Source organism: Actinomycetota bacterium, from assembly GCA_005888325.1.
In the GTDB taxonomy this organism is placed as follows: Bacteria; Actinomycetota; Acidimicrobiia; order Acidimicrobiales; family AC-14; genus AC-14.
Genome location: VAWU01000057.1, coordinates 19,226 through 35,556 on the forward strand (window position 1 = coordinate 19,226; position 16,331 = coordinate 35,556).

Below are 16,331 nucleotides of genomic sequence, written 5' to 3' on the forward strand. Positions count from 1 at the left end.
CCGGACTCATCGCAAACGGTCTGGGCCGGGGGCGCCACCGAGGAGACCGCTGACGAGGGTGTCGAGGACGAGGTCGACTTCGGCTCTGGCGGCGGGCGGGTCCGAGGCGCGCGCGATGTACAGCGACGCGCCGTAGAGACCGCCGAGGGCTACGTAGGTGAGCGCGTCGAGGGCCATCCCTCCGAAGGTGGTGGTGCCGAGCAGCGGCGAGAGGACCGTCCGAAGCATCGGCAACTCGACCGGGTCGATGCCGACTTCCAAGACCTTCGACTGCAGGACCGACACGCTGTCGAGCACCACGATGCGACGGAAGGAGGGCTCGAGGCAGGCGTCGAGGAAGGCGGAGAGGCCGGCGCGCACCGCTTCCCAAGGTGACGTCCGGGACCCGGCTGCCTCCATGACGCGGGAGACGACCTCGGCCTCGACCGTCTCGTAGACGGCGCGAAAGAGGGCCTCCTTTCCCGAGAAGTGGTGGTACAGCGCGCCGCGCGCCACGCCCGCCTGCTGGATGATGTCGTCGATCGACGTCGCCGCGTAGCCGTGCTCGGTGAAGCTCTCTCGGGCCACCTCGATGAGGAGGCTGCGCGTTGCCTCGGCTTGGCGGACCCGGAGCGGCTTGACAGGCACTCGCCACCGTACCAAGCTGACCGACCATCGGTCACCGACTACTAGTCGGTAATAGACTGTCGGTCGGTTCGGCGAGAGGCGAGGTGAGCATGACGGCAGGGATCAATGCGCGCAGAGCGCCTGGCCGCGGTCCGCGGATGAGGCTCCCGGACTCGGCGCACACCTCGCGGCCGTGGCGCATCCACGACCTCACACGCGACTTCCGGCTCGAGGACGTGTGGGCGCTGCCGGTTGGCGGCGGCCCTGACGACTTCCCTCGGCTGGTCGAGATGATCGCGTCGCGCGACCCGGCACGAAGCTCTTCGTGCGCAGTGCGCGCGCTCTTCGCGATCCGGTGGAAGATCGGGCGGCTGCTCGGTTGGGACGGCCCCGACGCCGGCGTCGGCTCGAGGGTGCCGACGCTCCGCGACCGCCTTCCGGCAGATCTGCGCGATGCCCCATCCGGCCCGGACTTCGACGCGCTCCCCTTTACCTCGTTGTACCTGCTCGACGACGAATGGGCCGCGGAGATCGCGAACCGGACGATGCACGGCGTCATGCACATCGGCTGGGTCCCGGACCAGACGGGCGGCTTTCGCGCCCACATGGCCGTCTACGTGAAGCCGAACGGTGTGCTCGGGACCGCGTACATGGCCGCGATCAGGCCGTTCCGGCACCTGATCGTCTATCCCGCAATGTTCCGGGAGGGCGGGCGGACGTGGGGTGGAGGTGTGGACCTGCGTCGCTAGTCGTCGTCCCCGTCGAGGTGCCGATGGAAGGCGACGTGGAAGATCTGGTCTCCGATGCGCCGGTAACCCGCGTCGTTGGGGTGGCTGTCGCCGCTCGCGCAGAGGAATGTCAGTTGGCAGACCCGAGCTCCGTTGACGATCTCGGAGGCATCGGCGACGCGCGCACCGTTGCGGCGTGCGGCGTCCCTCTCCGGACTCGCGTAATTGTGCCGCCACAGCCCGTCCGTCCCTGGGTTGCTGATCGAGAACGGGTTGTAGAAGACGACGAGGATGATCTCGGTGTCGGGAGCGGCGGTGTGGATCGCTCCCAGGATGCGGTCGAGACCTCGGCCGAGGCTGTCCCGAAGGCCGCTCCGGCTGATGCAGGCTGCGTCGAAGTTGCACGTCTCGCCGATGACGTCGGCCGCGTCGATACCGCCGATCGAGACCGTGACGGGGCCGACCCGGTGTCGATGCGAGCGTAGGAACGAGACCGCGGCATCGAGCTGCGAGCCGGAGTAACTCGTGTGGAGCGTCAGGCCGGCCCCTTCCGGCTCGGGCAAGGTGAAGAAGCAGCCGCCGTTGATCATCGTGTCGGTGCTCTCCCCCGGGCAGGACATGTTCACCGTCTGTTGATCCGGGCGGTGCCGCTGCATCCGCGCCGCGAACACGTCTGTGTAACCGGTGTTGAACGCGTCCGGCGTGTAGGTCCCAGCGTCGAGCATCGCGAAGAGCCGGTCGAATTGAAGTCCGAACCCCATCGAATCACCGAGCGACAGGTAGAACGCGTTTGGTCGAGCACGGTCCTCTTCGCCGTCGTCGCCCAGTGCGGGCGACGCCAACACAGAGAGGAGCGTGAGCAACGACACGCATGCGGCAAGAGCCACCCGGATCAGACGAGGCCGTGTCTTTGTTGTTCGCATGGTTCCGATGGTGCGACGGCGTGCCCCCGCGAACCATGGGTTCACGGAGCACACGCGCCATGCTGCACGGCAAGGCGAATCTCACCGTGTGGAAAGGGCCGGGGGCTCCCGGACGGTGAGGTTCGCCTTGCCACCCGGCAGCGCGCGTGCACCTCCTCGGCCCATGGTTTACCAGGGGTCCGGGCCCGCACCATGCGAACATGCGAGGAAGGCAGCGACCGCGGGTGCATCACGTGGCCTCGCCGTGGCGCAGGTCGGCGATCGTGACTGCGCCTCGGCGGATCGCGTCGTTGGCCAGGCGGGTGCGGCGGCGGGTCAAGTCGTCGCCCACCTCGAACTTGTCGTACAGGTTGACGAGGTGTTGTTTGACCGCCGCCTCGCTCACGACTAGCTCCGCCGCGATCTCCCTGATGGAGGCGGGTTCGGTGAAGAGGTCACGGGCGAGCAGCGGCCGGCACAGCACCACCAACACGTCGCGCTCCCGCGCCGTGAGCGACGGCGGCCCGTCCTCGTTCTCGGTTCGCGACGCGGCGGCATCAGCCGAGCTCCGGAACAGCAGGCGCGACCGCCCGACGCGGATCTCGTCGCCGTGGCGCAACCGCTGTTGGGCCCAGATGCGCTCGCCGTTCACGAAGGTGCCGTTCGACGAGCCGAGGTCGGTCACGCACCAGCCCTCGCCGAACTCCTCGAGCGATGCGTGCAGCCGGCTCACCGTCGGGTCGTCGAGCACGATGTCGTTGCCCGCGCCCTTGCCGACAGTCGTGCGACCGCCTGCCAGCTCGACCCGCCGTACGCCATCGAGCGCCCAGATCTCCACCGTGGCCTGCTCCATCACGACCGAGCGTAGAGACTCGCCCGTTCGTACGATCTGTTCATCGAAGGAGATGCCATGCCGGAGCTGCTGAGGGGCCGGTACGAGCAGCTCGAGGTGGTCGGCTCGGGTGGCCAGGGTCGAGTCGTCAAGGCCCTCGACCACTTGCACAACCGCGCCGTCGCCCTCAAGGTGCGCGCCGTGCGCTCCGAGGCCGACCGCGGCGCCCTGCTGAGCGAGGCCCGCATCCTGTTCGGCCTGCCGCCGAGCCCCCACCTGCCGATCGTCCGGGAGGATTTCTTCGACGGAGACGACTACGTCATCGTCATGGACTGGGTTGCGGGCACCAACCTCGACCGCATCCTGCACACCGAGGGCCGTCCCGGCCTTCCACCCACTCTCGTCCTCGGCTGGCTGGCCGACGCCGCCGCCGCCCTCACCCACCTCCACAACCAGGACCCGCCGGTCTTCCATGGCGACATCAAGCCCGCCAACCTCATCCTCACCAAAGGCGGGCGGGTGGCCGTGGTCGACTTCGGCGCCTCGTCAACCATCAGCGGCCCGGGCCGGCGTGGCGGCACCCCCGGCTTCGCGGCTCCAGAGCGCTTCACCCGCGGCGAGAGCACCCGGGCCGCAGACATCTACTCTCTCGCCGCCACCGCCTTCGCCCTGCTCACCGGCGCGGCGCCGACCGGCATCCGCCCGTCGTGGGAGGGCGTCGACCCCGCGCTCGTCGACCAGCTCGAGTCGGCCATCCGCGAGGGCCTTGCCACCGACCCCGCCCGCCGACCGGCCACCCCCGGCGAGTTGGTCGAGCGGCTGCGGGCCGGGTGGGCCAGCTCCCTGCCCACCGGCGTGCTCACGTTCTGCTTCACCGACATCGTGGGCTCGACCGGCCTGTGGGAGGCGCAGCCGGTGGTGATGTCGCAGGCCCTGGTGCTGCACGACAAGACCATCGCCACCGCCGTCGAACGCCGGGGTGGACGTCTCATCGACTCGATGGGCGAGGGCGACTCGACCGTGTCGGTGTTCGACTCGCCTCTCTCGGCCCTCGGCGCCGCCATCGACCTCACGCGCGATCTCGCGGCGGTGACATGGCCGTCCGGCGTGACGATCCGCGCCCGGGCCGCGCTGCACACGGGCGAGGCCGAACAGCGCGACGGCGCCTACTTCGGCCTCACCATGAACACGGCCGCCCGGCTCCGAGGGCTCGCCGACGGCGGCCAGGTCTTCCTGTCGAAGGACACGGCGGCGCTGGTGCGCGACCACCTGCCGCCCGACACCGAGCTCGTCGACCTCGGTCCCACCAAGCTCCGGGGTCGCAGCGAGCGCGAGCAGGTGTTCGCCCTGTCGGCTCCCGGCGTCGACGCGCCCCCGCCCGGCACCGAGTGCCCCTACCCCGGCCTCATCGCGTTCGGCCCCGAGGACGCGGAGCGCTACTTCGGTCGCGACGGAGTCGTGGCCGACCTCGTCGAGCGGCTCAAAGTCCATCCCTTCGTTGCCGTCATCGGCGCGTCGGGTAGCGGCAAGTCGAGCGTGCTGCGTGCCGGCGTCGGTCCCCGTTGGGACGCCGGCGCCGACGTCATCACGCCCGGCACGACACCCACCCTCGACGACGTCGACAGTGACACCGATCGCCTCTTCGTCGTCGACCAGTTCGAAGAGCTGTTCACCCAGGTCGACGCGCCCCGCGAACGGGCCGCCTTCGTCGACGCGCTTCTCCGCCTCCGCCGACCGGTGGCGCTCGCGCTCCGGGCCGACTTCTACGGTCCGTGCGCCGCCTACCGCGACCTGGCCGCCGAGATCGCCGGCCACCAGGTGCTGCTCGGCCCTATGGTGCCCGACGAGCTGCGCGCGGCGATCGTCGAGCCCGCCGCGGGGGCCGGCCTCCGGGTCGAGCCCGGGCTGGTCGAGCTGCTGGTGAGCGAAGTGGAGGGCGAGCCGGGAGCGCTGCCGTTGCTGGCCCATGCCCTGCGGGCGACGTGGGAGGAACGCGACGGTCGCACCCTCACCCTCGACGCCTATCGCTCCACCGGCGGGGTGACGGGCGCGATCGGCGCGACCGCCGACCACGTGCTGGCCGCGTTCGACGACATCGACCGCGAGATCGCCCAGCAGTCGCTGTTGCGACTGGTCGAGCCCGGCGACGGCATCGACGACACCCGCCGGCGGGCGACCCTCACCGAGCTGCGGCCGGCCGGCGAGCGGGGCGAGCGCGTCGACCGTGTCATGGCCGCCCTGGCCGCGGCGCGGCTGGTGGCGATCGACGCGGGCACGGTGCAGGTGGCGCACGAGGCGCTCATCCGCGAGTGGCCCCAACTGCGGACGTGGCTGGCCGACCAGCGCGACGACCTGAGGGTCCAGCGCCAGGTGACCATCGCCGCAGAGGCCTGGACGGCCGGCGGGCGCGAGCCCAGCGAGCTCTACCGCGGTCCCCGTCTGGCCCGCGCCCTCGAGTGGCTCGACCGTCGTCCCCAGGCGTCGGAGGCCGAGGAGGAGTTCCTGCACGAGAGCGCGGCCGAGGAGCAGCGCGTGCAGAAGGCGCAGGCCCGCGCCAACCGGCGGCTGCGCACGTCGCTGGTCGGTGTGGCCGTCGCCCTCGTGCTGGCCATGATCGGCGGCGGCATCGCGGTCGTCCGGGGCCGGCAGGCCGGCCAATCGCGGGACCACGCCGACGTGGCCCGCCTCGCGGCCGTGTCGCGCTCGGTCATCGAGCGCCAGCCCGACGTCGGCCTGTTGCTGGCCGTCGAGGCGCAGCGTCGCGAGAACAGCGGGGAGACCCGCAGCGCGCTGCTGTCCGCGCTCGAGGCGCACCCGCTGCTCGAGGGATTGATCTACGGCACCGACTCGGGGCTCGGGGCGGCCGCCTTCACGCCTGACGGTCGCACGCTCGCCACGCCGACGTCGGACGGGACCGGCACGATCTTGTGGGACACGGGCACCCACCGACGCGTTGCGACCCTGCGCCACGGTAAGGCCCTCGTGCTCGACGTCGGCATCAGCCCCGACGGACGGACACTCGTCGCTCCCGCGGTGTCCCTCGACTCGAACGGCGACCCGATCAGCCACCTGCAGGTATGGGACCTCCCGCGGCGGCAGTTGCTCCAAAACGTCGAGAGCCCGGCCGGCAACCTGACCGCGACCGCCTTCAGCGCCGACGGCCGGACGCTCCTCACTCAAGGCGGGGCCTCGTTCGACGATCCGGCAAAGTCACATCTCGCGGTCGTGGTATGGGACACGGGCACGTGGCAACCCCGCGGCGAGCCGTGGCGACTGACCGACAACTACCCGGACGACAACCTCGTCTTCGCCAGCGGTGATGGCACGGTGGTGACCGCGCCCGACGGTGACGGCGCCGCCGTATGGGATGTCGCCACCCGCACCGAGCGCCGGCACATCGCGCTGGCCACCGACGACGCGCTGAGCGCGCTGGCGCTGAGCTCGGACGGTTCGATGCTTGCGATCGGCCTCGAATCCGGAAAGGCCAGGATCCTCGACACGACCACGGGCGCAACCCGTCTCGACGTGGTGGCCGACCGCGACGTGGCCCCCACGTCGATCGCGTTCAGCGCCGACGACGCCATGCTGGCGGTGGCGAACCGCGCCGGCCGCACGCAGCTGTTCGACGTCGCATCCGGGTCCGCCCTCGGCCCACCGCTGGCCGCCAACGCCGCCAACGTGAACGACGTGAGCTTCAGTGCCGACGGCCGCCGCCTGGCCACCGCCGGGCTCGACCGCACCGGCGCCATCTGGCGCCTCGACGGCAACCGTGCGATCGGCGGGACGCACGCCGATCACGAGAGGGTCGCCACTCAGGTGGTTGTCTCACCCGACGGCCGCTACGTGCTCAGCGGCGGGGCCGACGGCGCCGTAGCGGTGCGCGACCTCCGCGGACGATCGGCGCGGGCGGTGCGGTCGGCGCACCGGGGCGGCGAGGTGTACAGCGTCGACCTCGACGCCGCCGGCAAGCGGGTCGTGAGCGGCGACACCGCCGGCGCGGTGGTTGTCGCGACCTTCCCCGGTCTGCGGACGCTACGCAGCCGTGTTTTCGGCGGCGCGCACGTGTGGGCGACCGCCTTCAACCCCGTGACCGGTGTGGTCGCCATCGCCGTGGAGAGTCATCCGGGCGAAGAAGTCGGGCTGCTCGACGCGGGGTTCGTCGCCTTCTGGGACCCGGTGCACGACCGCGAGGTGGCGTCGCGCATCGTCGAGCCCGGTGGGTCTCCGGTCGCCTTGGCGTGGAGCCCCGACGGCCGGACGCTCGCGGTGGCGAACGACAACAACGTGCTGCGTCTCTACCGAGCGGGGTCGAAATATACGCCGGTCGGCGGCAACCTCTCACCCGAAGACGATTCGGTGACGGCCCTCGACATCGCGCCTGACGGCCGCACCATCGCGGTCGGCACGCCGTCAGGCACCGTCCGCCAGTTCGACATCGCCACCCACCGCCCGTTCGGCCCGGCCTTGAAGGGGCTCGGCTTCGAGGTAGACGGCGTCGCGTACAGCCGGGACGGCTCGACCCTGGCGGCGACAACCGGCGGCCTCGGCACCACGCGAGTGTGGGATGCGGCCACCGGCACTCCCATCGGCGACGAGCTCACCCCGGGCCGCACGCCGTACACCGAGCGCACCTTCGGCATCGACCATCCCTACCCCAGCCGTCCCGCGTTCTCGCCCGACGGTCAGACCCTGTTCACGCCGGTGGTGGACGGCTCGGTCGTGACGTGGGACCTGCGTCCGTCTTCGTGGGTCGACGCCGCCTGCAAGCTCGTCGGCCGCGACCTCACCAAGGCGGAGTGGCGCCAGCACGTGGGCGCCCGGCAGTACCGCAAGACCTGCGGGCGCTGATGCGCTCCGTCCGCATCGCGCGGCGGGCCTCCGACGCCTACCGCCGCACCAGGTAGCGGAGATGCAGGACTCGGTCGCCTTCGGTGATCTCGGGGTCTTCGAACATCGAAGGTGCGCGGGCCAGGTTGTCGAAGAAGCGGATGCCGTCGCCGAGCAGCACGGGGACGAGATCGACGCGGACCTCGTCGAGCAAGCCGAGGTTGAGGCACTGCTGGGCGATGTTGGGTCCCGCGACGCCGACGGCCTTGTCACCCGCGGCTGCCTTGGCCTCGGCGACCGCGCGCGGGACGCCGTCGGTGACGAACGTGAACCGGGCGTCGTCACGGGGCCAACCGTCGGGGACGGTGTGGGACACCACCCATACCGGCACGCCCAAGGGGTGGCGGCCGGCCCAGCCGCTGGTGTAGTCGAAGATGCGCCGGCCGACGACGAGCGCGCCTGCGCCGTCGATGAGGTCGTGGAGGTAGTTGGCGCTCTGCGGTGTGGTGTGAGACACCATGTCGTTGCCGGGCCAGCGCACCTCGACCTCGCCGTTGCCGTACCAGTCGAACAGCGGGCCGACGTTGTCGGACCGGTCGGCGACGAAGCCGTCGAGCGACATCGAGAATCCGGCTACCACCGTCGCCATGGCGAGCTCCTTCCCGGACAGCGGGGCCGTTCTGGCATGCGGCCGTCCTCCTGCGCGTCGTCACCGGATCAGACGCTCTGCGAGCGCTGAACTCATCGCCCTCGCGCCGAACAGGTCGCGCCCGGCGTCCGTCACCGGATTCTCGTGGCGTTCGGGATCGTGGGCGTAGAGGATCACACGCGTGAGCCGTCAGATCGAGGCCGTGCTGCCCTTCTGGCTCGATCGACCCGACGACGAGGCGCTCGACATCGCGCTCGCGGCTCGGGGTGCCGGGCTGGAAGCGTTGTGGATCGGTGAGATGGCGACCTACGACGCTCCCGCGCTCGCGACCGCCGTCGGGCATCGCGCGCCTGGCCTGCGACTCAAGCTCGGCCCGATGGCGATCGGCGTCAGAAGTCCGGTGTCGATGGCGCTTGCGGCGTCGTCGGTGGCCTCCCTCACCGGGAGCCACGTCGACGTCGCGCTCGGTGCCTCCAGCCCCGCGATCGTCTCCGGCTGGCACGACCGCGCCTGGGCCCACAGCGCGATGCGTATGCAGGAGACCATCGGCTCCCTCCGGTCGATCCTAGCGGGCCGGCGCTCCGACCACGACGGCCACCATCTGCGTCACCCGCTCCCCGACGCCTGCATCTCCGTGGCGGCCTTCGGTCCCGCGATGACGCGAGTTGCTGCTCGACACGCGGACGAGGTCGTCGTCAACCTCGTTCCCCCGGAGCGCGTCCGTGCCGTTCGCACGACGATCGCGGCGGAGGCCGCAGCCGCCGGCCGAACGACACCGCGGCTGGCGGTCTGGCTGGCGGCCGCGCTCGACCCCGGCCGCGCGGCGCGTGTGCAGGTCGCGGCGCAGCTGGCGGTCTACCTCGCGCCTCCTGGCTACGGGGAGATGTTCTCCGAGCTCGGCTTCGCCGACCTCGTGCAGCGCGCACGCGGCGGCGTCCCTCGGTCGGAGTTGGCGCGCAGCATTCCGGACGAGCTGCTCGAGCACGTCTGCGCGCTCGGCTCGCAGGAAGAGCTGGCCGAGAGGATCTCGGCGTACTTCGACGCCGGTGCCGACGTCGTGGGCGTGGTGCCCGCCACCGCCGAGGATCCCGCCGGCCGCGCCGTGCTGCGCGCGATCGCGGCGCGATTCAGCCGCGGCTGAACGCGGGAGCGGCCGTGGTCGCCCGGTCGTAGCATTCGGGGTGGACTCGTGGTCCCCGCCCCGGAACCTCGCCGACGCGGTCGTGCACGATGGGCGCCACGCCTGGTTGGCGGCTCTGCCGGCGATCGTGCACGAGCTGGAGGAGCGATGGGGGCTCACCCTCGGTGCGCCGTACCAGCCGGGGGGTCAGACGGCGTGGGTCGCTCCGGCTCGCGGCGCGGACGGCGCCGACCTCGTCCTCAAGGTCGGATGGAGCCACCCGGAGGCCGCGCAGGAGGCCGACGGGCTGCGCGAGTGGGATGGCGACGGTGCCGTTCGACTCCACGCGTCGGCGACGTTCGACGACACCGTCGCGCTGCTCCTCGAGCGGTGCGTTCCGGGGACCACCCTGGCGAGCCGCCCGGAACCCGAGCAGGACGTCGTCATCGCGGAGCTGCTCCGCCGTCTTTGGCGGGAGCCGGCCCCCGGTCACCGGTTCCGATCGCTGAAGCTGATGTGCGACGCGTGGGCCGACGAGTGTGAGCAGAAGATCGTCGCCGGCCGCTCGGGTGTCGATGCCGGTCTGGCGCGTCAGGGCCTCGAGCTGTTCCGCCTCCTCCCGACCACCGCCGAGCGGAACGTCATGCTGTGCACCGATCTGCACGCCGCGAACGTGTTGGCGTCCGAGCGGGAGCCGTGGCTCGTCATCGATCCCAAGCCCCACATCGGCGATCCGACCTACGACGTGCTCCAACACCTCTTGAACTGCGACGAGCGGCTGCAAGCCGACCCACACGGTCTGGCGGTGCGCATGGCCGGCCTGCTCGGGCTCGACCAGGACCGCGTCCTCCTGTGGCTGTTCGCGAGGTGCGTGCAGGAGTCACCCGACTGGCCTGCGCTCGGTGCGGTCGCGCGCCGAATCGCACCGACCTGACGTCGATCGCGAACCGCGCTCATCGCCGTGCGAAGGGCGTACGTCCTCCGGGTTTGAACACGGAGAGAACGGTCGCGATGCCGAGAACGACGCAATGGGCGATCGGGCCGTCGTAGAGGGGACGCGATCCGGCTCCACTGGCGAGTGCGCTTTCGGCGACGGCCCGGACGACGATGAGGTCGGTGGCGACGACGGCGAGGTTGATGCCCAGCTTCGCCACCACCCACCAGTGCCGGAGCAATCCCCATTTGGTGCCGACGCCGAGCAGCACACCGGTTGCGAGGGCGATGAGCCCCATCGGGACCGAGACCCAGATTGAGTCGCCGATGGCGTGGTACAGCGCGTGGGCGAACGCCGAATCGTGGGTGCTGCCCGCGGTGAACGCGGCCGCGGCCACGAGCACGGCGACCCCGAACCAGCCGGCCGCGGAGAGGATGTGGGCGGTGAGCGCGACGTTCCGAGCGCGCCGGCTCAGTCGGTTCGTGGCGCGGGACGGCTGCCCTGGACTCGACGAGCGGGTGATCGCGGCCGTTCGCGCGGCTGCAGTTGCCGTCGTCGCCGTCGTGGACATGTCGATCTCCTGAGTCGGGAGCCTCGCGTCGATCGTCGCGGGATGAGCGTGCGATGTCGTCGCTCGAGCGGCGACAATTGCGACTGCGCCGGCGAGGCCACCGGACGGTCGGATCGAGCGCGCGTCTACCTCCGGCGGGGTACGTCGACGTGCGCCGTAGGGCGGATGCCCAACCACGGTCGGGTGCCTACGCTCGATGCATGGCCGAAGCCCGCGCGACCGTCGAACGCCGGTGGTGGCCGCCGTCGAGCCCCGACGCGCCGGTCCTCCTGATCGCGGGACTGGTCCAAGTGGGCGGTACCGCCCTCGCCGCCCGCCATCAGACACCGGTGCGCGACCTCGACCCGGGCGGTTACGCGTTGCTCACCGTCGGCGTCGGGCTGCTGATCTTGCGCCGCACGGCACCGGTCGCCGTTCTCGCGGGCACGTTCGTCACCACCGGCGCCTACCTCGCGCTCGGTTATCCGGACGGCCCGATCTGGGCCTCGCTCATCGTCGCCCTCGCGTACGCGGTCGTGACCGGGCACCGTCGCGCCGCGATCATCTCGCTCGTTGCCGGGTTCCTCGTGTTCCCCTGGCTCCCCTTCGCGGTGGGCAACGACAACCGGCCCAGCGTGGCCGGCATCCTCGGTCTCGCGGCCTGGCTCATCGCGCTGCTCGCCATCATCGAGACCGTCAACACCCGACGCGAACGTGCGCGCGATGCCGCCCGATCCGCGGTCGAGGCGGCCCGACGGCAGGTCGCCGACGAGCGGGTCCGCATCGCCCGCGATCTCCACGACGCGGTTGCGCACAGCATGTCGCTCATCCACATCCAGGCCGGCGTCGCCCTGCACCTGATCGACGAGCAGCCCGCCCAGGCCCGTGATGCGCTCGGCACCATCAAGCAGGCGAGCAAGGACGCGCTCGTGGAGCTGCGATCGATCCTGGGCGTGTTGCGCGACGTCGACGAGGACGCTCCCCGGCTCCCGGCACCGTCGCTGGCCCGCATCGACGAGCTCGTCGCGCACGCGGCGATGTCGGGCGTCGACGTCCGCGTCGATGCCGACGATGACCTCGCCCATCTGCCTCGCAACGTCGATCTCGCCGCCTACCGCATCGTGCAGGAATCGCTGACCAACGTCGCCCGCCACGCTCGTCCCCCGGAGGCCGTCGTGCGGGTGCATGTGGGCAACGGATCGCTCACGGTCGAGGTGCTCGACGACGGAGCCGCCTCACCGAGCGACGACGGTGTGCCGAGCGGTGGGAACGGCATCGCCGGGATGCGCGAACGCGCCGCCTCCGTCGGTGGAGAGCTCTCGGCCGGACCGCGTCCTGGCCGAGGCTTCGCGGTGCGGGCGGAGCTGCCCCTCGGCGACCCGGCATGATCCGCGTCGTGCTCGCTGATGATCAGACGTTGATACGCCGGGGGCTGCGGGCACTCCTCGACTCCGAGCCCGACATCGAAGTCGTCGGGGAAGCCGGTGACGGCGACGAGGCCGTGGCCCTGGCCCGGTCGCAGCGTCCCGACGTCGTGCTGATGGACATTCGCATGCCCGGCACCGATGGTCTCGCCGCCACCAGGACCATCTCCGAGGACGGCGAGCTCACCGCGGTGCGCATCATCATCCTCACCACGTTCGATCTCGACGAGTACGTGTTCGAGACGCTGCGTTCCGGAGCCAGCGGCTTCCTCGTCAAGGACACCGAGCCCGCGGATCTCCTGCGCGCGCTCCGCATCGTCGCCGAAGGCGAGTCGCTCCTCGCTCCCCGGGCCACCCGCAGGCTCATCGAGGAGTACGCCACCCGATCCAAGCCCGCCGGCCTCGCCCCCGCGCTCGACCTGCTCACCGCGCGCGAACGCGAAGTGATGACCCAGGTCGCGGCCGGCCTGTCCAACGACGAGATCGCCGAGCGCCTCTACATCAGCGTCGCGACCGCCAAGACCCATGTCAGCCGGTCCATGATCAAGCTCGGCGCCCGCGACCGCGCCCAACTCGTCGTGTACGCGTACGAGACCGGCCTCGTGCGTCCCGGATGGACGAGCGACTGACGATTTCGTCGCGTCAGAGGTGCGGGCGTTCGAGCGCGCGTCGGGCGTGCGGCGTGTCAGCTGGGATACGTGTCGATGTCGGTCGCCTTGACCGACGCCCAGACGGCTCCGCCATCCGCCAGCCGGAGCTCGGCGACGGCGGCCGCGGTGACCTCGGCGATGAGCGGAACCGGTCCGGTGATGCTGACCCGGGCCCTGTCACCGGCCAGGTAGAGCTCGCCGGCCTCCCCGGGCCAGACGTTGCGGGCGCTGCCTTCCGGCGATTTGCGATGCAGGACGACCGCGTTGGGCCGGATGGCCACGAACGTCGGTCCCGAGACGGCGTCCGCCGTGGCGACCACCGCGCCGTTGTCGAGCCGGACGTTCGCGCGGTCGGCAACGCCGTGAAGCAGGTTGAGGCCGAGCATGGTCGCGACCCATGGCGATCGCGGACGGGCGGTGACCTCCACGAGCGGGCCTTGCTGCGTGATGCGGCCCTCCTCGAGGACGACGAGGCGATCGGCGAGCGCGGCGGCCTCGACCGGGTCGTGGGTGACCACGAGGCGCGCTCCGGGGTAGCGGCGCAGCTCCGCGCGCAGCACCCGGCGCAGCTCGGCGCGCGCCGATGCGTCGACTGCGGCGAGAGGCTCGTCGAGCAGGAGGACATCGGGCTCGGTAGCCAGCGCGCGGGCGAGCGCGACGCGTTGCGCCTGCCCGCCGGAGAGCTCCTTCGGGCGGCGTGCGCCGACACCGGCCAGATCGACCCGGTCGAGCCACGACGCCGCCTTCGCGCGCGCGTCACCTCTCGGCGTCCCGGTGGCCCGCAGCCCGAACGCCACGTTCTCGAGCGCGGTGAGGTTGGCGAACAGCCGGGGTTCCTGGAAGACGACGCCGACGCCGCGGTGCTCGGGCGGCACCCGCACATGGGTGGACGGCTCGTCGACGACCGTCCCGTCGATGACGATGCGGCCCCGGTCGAGGGGCACGAGTCCGGCCACGGCACGCACCAGGGTGGTCTTGCCCGCGCCGTTGGGCCCGACCACGGCGACGACCGCCTCGTCCACCTCGAGGTCGAGGTCGAGATGGAGCGCGCCGAGGGTGACCCCGATCGAGGCGCTGAGCCGGCTCACGGGTTGCCGACCCAGCGGTCTCGCAGGCCCACGAGCACGGCCAGTGACACGCCCAACAGAACGAGGGAGAGAGCGAGCGCGGTCGCGTCGTGGCCCGACTCGATGTCGAGGTAGACGAGCAATGGAGCGGTTTGCGTCTTTCCCGCGGTGTTCCCCGCGAAGGTGATGGTGGCGCCGAACTCACCCAGGGCCCGGGCCCACGTCAACGCGGCACCGGCGGCCAGGGCGGGGGCGACGGCGGGCAGGGTGACGCGGCGGAACCGGTAGGCGGGACGCGCCCCGAGGGTGGCGGCGGCCTCCTCGGCGCTGCGGTCCATCGACCGGAAGGCAGCTTCCGCGGTGACGATCAGGAAAGGCATGGCCACGAACGCTTCGGCCACGATGGCTCCGGTGGTGTTGAACACCAACCGCCAGCCGGTGAGGTCGTAGAGGATGCGGCCGGCGAACCCCCTGCGTCCGAAGGCGTAGAGCAGGGCGATCCCGCCGACCACGGGCGGCAGCACCATCGGCAGCGTGACGAGGGCCCGGACCAACGAGCGCCCGGGGAACCGCCGGCGGGCGAGGACCCAGGCCAGTGGCACACCGAAGACGACGGACAGGGCCAGCGCGCCGAGGGAGGTCTCCAGCGACAGGCGCAACGCGGCGAGCGCCTCGTGGGCGCGCAGGTCGGTCGCGAGCGACGACCACGGGGCGCGCTGCAGCAGGCCGGCGAGCGGAAGGACGACCATGGCGAGGGCTCCCGCGGCCAGGACCGAGGGGACGACACCGAGTGGGGCTCGGCGCGAACTACTTCGGCGGGAGGAAACCGGCGTCCTCCAAAGCCCTCTGCACCTCGCCGGACACGGTCGAGGCAACGAACGCCTGGGCCGCGGCGCGGTTCTTGGTGGCCTTGACCACTGCGATCGGATACTCGATGGCCGGTTGGTCGGCGTCGGGCACGGCGACGCCGGCGAGCTTGGGGCCGCCGGCGGACACATCGGTCACGTACACGACGGTCGCGTCGGCTTCGCCCGACGTGACCTTGGCAAGTGCGGACTTCACGTCGGTCTCCAACGACTTCGGCATCACCACGATGGTCTTGGCCGCGAGGACCTGCCGGGTGTAGTCGCCGGCCGGCACACCGACGGCTTCCAACACTACTGACACCCCCGGCAAGGCCAGATCGGCCAGGCCGGTGATGTCCTTCGGATTGCCGGCGGCAACGGCGATCTCCAGCTTGTTCCTCGCGAACGTGACCGGCGCGTCGACCAGGCCGGCATCGAACAGCTTCTGCATGTTCCTGGTGTCTGCCGACGCGAACACGTCAGCCGGTGCGCCCTGGGTGATCTGAGCGACCAGCGCGTTGGAGCCCGCGAAGTTGAAGCTCAGGTTCAAGCTCGGGTTGGAGCTGGTGAGTGTCGTCTTGACCGTGTTGAACGCGCCCGTGAGCGACGCGGCGGCGAACACGTTCAGCTCACCCGTGAGTGGCGCCGCCGTGGTGGTGGGCGCGGCCGGCGTCGAAGGTGCAGCGGTCTTCGTCGACGATTTCGATCCACACGCGGACGCGACCACCGTGAAGCCGATGACGCTGATGACCGAGGAGACGAGGCGGCGCGAGGGGCGGGGCGGCACGGGCTCGACCTTTTCAGGCTCGTGGAACTTCGACGACGACGTTGGTGGACTTCACCGAGGCCACGGCCAGGACGCCGGGGACGAGCCTCAGCTCGTCCGCCGCCTCGCGGCTCATGAGCGAGACGACGCGGTACGGACCGGCCTGGATCTCGACCTGGGCCATGACCTTGTCCTTGGTCACCTTGGTCACCAGCCCCGGGAAGTGGTTGCGGGCCGATTCGGGGAACGGCACCGACGACGGGTTGGGCGCCCGTTTCGCGGCGAACCGGGCCAGGGCGGCGCCGTCCACCCGACGCCGTCCTCCCGGCGAGCGGGCCGCCGGGAGCTGGCCGCCGTCCATCCAGCGGCGGACGGTGTCCGGGCTGACACCGAGCAACTCGGCGGCTTGACCGACCGTGAACGCGGGCACT

Annotated in this window: 15 protein-coding genes; 6 read left to right on the forward strand and 9 right to left on the reverse strand. The window is 71.3% G+C overall.

Annotation, left to right across the window (positions count from 1 at the left end; all coding sequences use genetic code 11):
* Nucleotides 1-6 precede the first annotated feature (6 nt).
* A complete protein-coding gene (locus E6G06_16710; protein TML88084.1) occupies nucleotides 7-627 on the reverse strand; it encodes a TetR/AcrR family transcriptional regulator in 621 nt (206 codons plus the stop codon).
* Between the two features lie 137 nt (nucleotides 628-764).
* On the opposite strand from E6G06_16710, the gene E6G06_16715 reads away from it, so the two are divergent.
* Nucleotides 765-1,355 carry a DUF2867 domain-containing protein gene (locus E6G06_16715; protein ID TML88085.1) on the forward strand — a complete coding sequence of 197 codons (591 nt, stop codon included), beginning with the start codon at nucleotides 765-767 and terminating at the stop codon, nucleotides 1,353-1,355.
* Here E6G06_16715 and E6G06_16720 read toward each other — a convergent pair.
* Together E6G06_16720 and E6G06_16725 are read right to left on the reverse strand one after the other, a co-directional pair.
* On the reverse strand, nucleotides 1,352-2,257 hold the full coding sequence (locus E6G06_16720; GenBank protein TML88086.1) for a hypothetical protein: 906 nt from the start codon (nucleotides 2,255-2,257) through the stop codon (nucleotides 1,352-1,354). The two genes, E6G06_16715 and E6G06_16720, sit on opposite strands and share 4 nt — an antisense overlap.
* A 229-nt stretch (nucleotides 2,258-2,486) precedes the next feature.
* Nucleotides 2,487-3,089, reverse strand: a complete 603-nt coding sequence (locus E6G06_16725) for an FHA domain-containing protein (GenBank protein TML88087.1) — start codon at nucleotides 3,087-3,089, stop codon at nucleotides 2,487-2,489.
* 57 nt (nucleotides 3,090-3,146) lie between these two features.
* Between E6G06_16725 and E6G06_16730 the strand changes: the two genes are divergently transcribed.
* Complete coding sequence (locus E6G06_16730) at nucleotides 3,147-7,916, forward strand: hypothetical protein (GenBank protein ID TML88088.1); 4,770 nt, start codon at nucleotides 3,147-3,149, stop codon at nucleotides 7,914-7,916.
* A gap of 37 nt (nucleotides 7,917-7,953) precedes the next feature.
* On the opposite strand, the gene E6G06_16735 is transcribed toward E6G06_16730, so the two are convergent.
* Nucleotides 7,954-8,544 carry a deaminase gene (locus E6G06_16735; GenBank protein TML88089.1) on the reverse strand — a complete coding sequence of 197 codons (591 nt, stop codon included), beginning with the start codon at nucleotides 8,542-8,544 and terminating at the stop codon, nucleotides 7,954-7,956.
* A 181-nt stretch (nucleotides 8,545-8,725) separates the two neighbouring features.
* Here E6G06_16735 and E6G06_16740 point away from each other — a divergent pair, with 181 nt between their 5' ends.
* Together E6G06_16740 and E6G06_16745 are read left to right on the forward strand one after the other, a co-directional pair.
* Nucleotides 8,726-9,685 carry an LLM class F420-dependent oxidoreductase gene (locus tag E6G06_16740; protein ID TML88090.1) on the forward strand — a complete coding sequence of 320 codons (960 nt, stop codon included), beginning with the start codon at nucleotides 8,726-8,728 and terminating at the stop codon, nucleotides 9,683-9,685.
* Nucleotides 9,591-10,598 (forward strand): kinase, encoded by a 1,008-nt coding sequence (locus E6G06_16745; protein TML88091.1) that lies wholly within the window; start codon nucleotides 9,591-9,593, stop codon nucleotides 10,596-10,598. Before E6G06_16740 ends, E6G06_16745 begins: the two co-directional genes overlap by 95 nt.
* A 19-nt stretch (nucleotides 10,599-10,617) precedes the next feature.
* On the opposite strand, the gene E6G06_16750 is transcribed toward E6G06_16745, so the two are convergent.
* On the reverse strand, nucleotides 10,618-11,169 hold the full coding sequence (locus E6G06_16750) for a hypothetical protein (GenBank protein TML88092.1): 552 nt from the start codon (nucleotides 11,167-11,169) through the stop codon (nucleotides 10,618-10,620).
* Nucleotides 11,170-11,222: 53 nt separating this feature from the next.
* On the opposite strand from E6G06_16750, the gene E6G06_16755 reads away from it, so the two are divergent.
* Together E6G06_16755 and E6G06_16760 are read left to right on the forward strand one after the other, a co-directional pair.
* Nucleotides 11,223-12,536: a sensor histidine kinase gene (locus E6G06_16755; GenBank protein TML88093.1), complete on the forward strand. Its 1,314-nt coding sequence runs from the start codon at nucleotides 11,223-11,225 to the stop codon at nucleotides 12,534-12,536.
* A complete protein-coding gene (locus tag E6G06_16760) occupies nucleotides 12,533-13,201 on the forward strand; it encodes a response regulator transcription factor (GenBank protein TML88094.1) in 669 nt (222 codons plus the stop codon). Before E6G06_16755 ends, E6G06_16760 begins: the two co-directional genes overlap by 4 nt.
* Before the next feature lie 56 nt (nucleotides 13,202-13,257).
* Here E6G06_16760 and E6G06_16765 read toward each other — a convergent pair whose 3' ends face one another.
* From E6G06_16765 to E6G06_16780, 4 genes are read right to left on the reverse strand one after another with little or no spacing between them, the layout of a single operon-like run.
* Complete coding sequence (locus tag E6G06_16765) at nucleotides 13,258-14,310, reverse strand: ABC transporter ATP-binding protein (GenBank protein ID TML88095.1); 1,053 nt, start codon at nucleotides 14,308-14,310, stop codon at nucleotides 13,258-13,260.
* On the reverse strand, nucleotides 14,307-15,287 hold the full coding sequence (gene modB, locus E6G06_16770) for a molybdate ABC transporter permease subunit (protein ID TML88096.1): 981 nt from the start codon (nucleotides 15,285-15,287) through the stop codon (nucleotides 14,307-14,309). Before modB ends, E6G06_16765 begins: the two co-directional genes overlap by 4 nt.
* Nucleotides 15,097-15,921, reverse strand: a complete 825-nt coding sequence (gene modA / locus E6G06_16775) for a molybdate ABC transporter substrate-binding protein (GenBank protein ID TML88097.1) — start codon at nucleotides 15,919-15,921, stop codon at nucleotides 15,097-15,099. The genes modB and modA overlap by 191 nt, the downstream gene beginning before the upstream one ends.
* 13 nt (nucleotides 15,922-15,934) lie before the next feature.
* Nucleotides 15,935-16,330 carry a helix-turn-helix domain-containing protein gene (locus E6G06_16780; protein ID TML88098.1) on the reverse strand — a complete coding sequence of 132 codons (396 nt, stop codon included), beginning with the start codon at nucleotides 16,328-16,330 and terminating at the stop codon, nucleotides 15,935-15,937.
* Between the last annotated feature and the right edge of the window lies 1 nt (nucleotide 16,331).